The organism is Kitasatospora sp. NPDC007106 (assembly GCF_040634455.1).
Lineage (GTDB): Bacteria > Actinomycetota > Actinomycetes > Streptomycetales > Streptomycetaceae > Kitasatospora > Kitasatospora arboriphila.
In genome coordinates this window covers 1-1,787 of record NZ_JBEYFP010001075.1, presented here as the reverse complement: position 1 = coordinate 1,787, position 1,787 = coordinate 1, and the positions used below count along the sequence as shown (strand labels likewise).

The 1,787-nt window shown below is 70.5% G+C and carries 3 protein-coding genes; 2 read left to right on the top strand and 1 reads right to left on the bottom strand.

The window, feature by feature from the left end:
- On the top strand, positions 1-876 hold an 876-nt coding region (locus ABZ641_RS35890; protein WP_359988640.1), incomplete at its 5' end, for a putative Ig domain-containing protein.
- 104 nt (positions 877-980) lie between these two features.
- Here the strand turns inward: ABZ641_RS35890 and ABZ641_RS35885 are convergent.
- Entirely contained in the window at positions 981-1,220 is a 240-nt protein-coding gene (locus ABZ641_RS35885) for a hypothetical protein (RefSeq protein ID WP_359988638.1), read from the bottom strand.
- 196 nt (positions 1,221-1,416) lie between these two features.
- Here ABZ641_RS35885 and ABZ641_RS35880 point away from each other — a divergent pair.
- Positions 1,417-1,787, top strand: a 371-nt coding sequence (locus ABZ641_RS35880) for a hypothetical protein (RefSeq protein ID WP_359988636.1), incomplete at its 3' end; no start/stop codon positions are given.

The window sequence follows — 1,787 nt, the reverse complement described above, 5'->3', positions numbered from 1 at the left end:
ATCGACGACGGCACCGGCCAGTCCGGCAACACCCTGTACGACGGCTGGAACGACCCCGCCGGCACCGACGCCGCCCTCGCCCTCAACGCCACCGCCTGGCTCGCCCAGGGCAGCGGCAGCAGCACCGGCACCGGCACCGTCACCCTCACCAACCCGGGCGCCCGCACCGCCACCGTCGGCACCGCGACCAGCCTCCAGCTCTCCGCCACCGACACCGCCGGCGGCACCCTGAGCTACACCGCCACCGGCCTGCCCGCCGGCCTCACCCTCAACTCCGCCACCGGCCTGATCAGCGGCACGCCGACCGGCACCGGCACGTCCACCGTCACCGCCACCGCGACCGACTCCACCGGCCCGTCCTCCTCGGCGACCTTCACCTGGACGGTCAACCCCGCGGGCGGATCCGGCTGCACGGCCGCCCAGCTGATCGCCAACCCCGGCTTCGAGACCGGCTCCACCTCGTCCTGGACCGAGACCAACAGCGGCGGCGCCTCCACCATCAACAGCAGCACCGACGAACCGCCGCACTCCGGCAGCTACGACGCCTGGCTGGACGGCTACGGCACCACCAACACCGACACCCTCGCCCAGACGGTGACCCTGCCGACCGGCTGCACCGGTTACGCCCTCTCCTTCTGGCTCCACATCGACAGCGCGTCCTCGACGACCACCGCCTACGACAAGCTGACGGTCACCGCCAACGGCACCACCCTGGCCACCTACTCCAACCTCAACGCCGCCACCGGCTACCAGCAGCGGACCTTCAACCTCGCCGCCTACGCCGGCCAGACCGTCACCCTCAAGTTCACCGGCGCCGAGGACTACACCAAGCAGACCTCCTTCGTCCTCGACGACATCACTCTCAACGTCTCCTGAACACCGGCCGGTTACCCGCCCCCCAGCGGGTAACCGGCACACCCCGCGGGGGCGGGGTCGCCAGCCGACGTGAGCGGCGTGACCGGCCATCTCGGCCAGAACGCTCACCCGGTGGAGCCGTCGAACACCTCGAAGCCCGTCTCCACGGTGCCGCGAAACGCAAGCGCCTCGCGGTCGAGACCGAGGGCGTCGAGAAGGACGTCCAGCGCCCCTACCACGTCCTCCGCCGAGCGCCTCACCCAGACGAACGTGTCGGGGACCACCGCGCCTTCGAGTCGGCTCAGCGCAAAGTCGACCCGCTCGACGCGGAACATGGCGACACCGAGGTGTCCGAGGTCTTCCACCCTGGTACGACGGAGCGGGCTCCCACTCCGGCTCCGGCCCCGGAACCCCGATCACCGCCGTGCCGACCTCCCCGCCCGGACACCACCGCCACATTCGGCGATCGCCGTAGCCCACGGCCCAGATCGGCCCTCACCCGGTGAACGTCTGCGATCACGGCACTGGTCGGCTCCGGTCTTCCGCGGCTACTGTGCGCCCGTGACGACTCCCAGCGTCGAGTGGATCGACCAAGTCGCTCTCCGGGTGACCTGCTCGTACGAGACCTTCGCCCAGCAGCTGCAGGAGAGCAATCCGCAGCTGTCGTGGGTCGTGTCGAGCTACCGGACACGGGCCTTCCCGCTCCGGGTCTTCCTCTCACTGCGGACCGGTCAGGAGCCGGAGGCCGAGGACGTCGTCGTGTGCGTGGACTGCGTGAGCCAACCGGCCGGCATCGCCGTGCAGATCGACGTCTGCCGTGACGGAGGAGAGCTTCTGGACGAAGGACAGGAGATGGCCGTCAGCGAGGTGGGGCCGGACTCGCTCGACCTGGTTGCCGCTGGTGTCGACGCCTTCCTGAGGGACGCATCCGC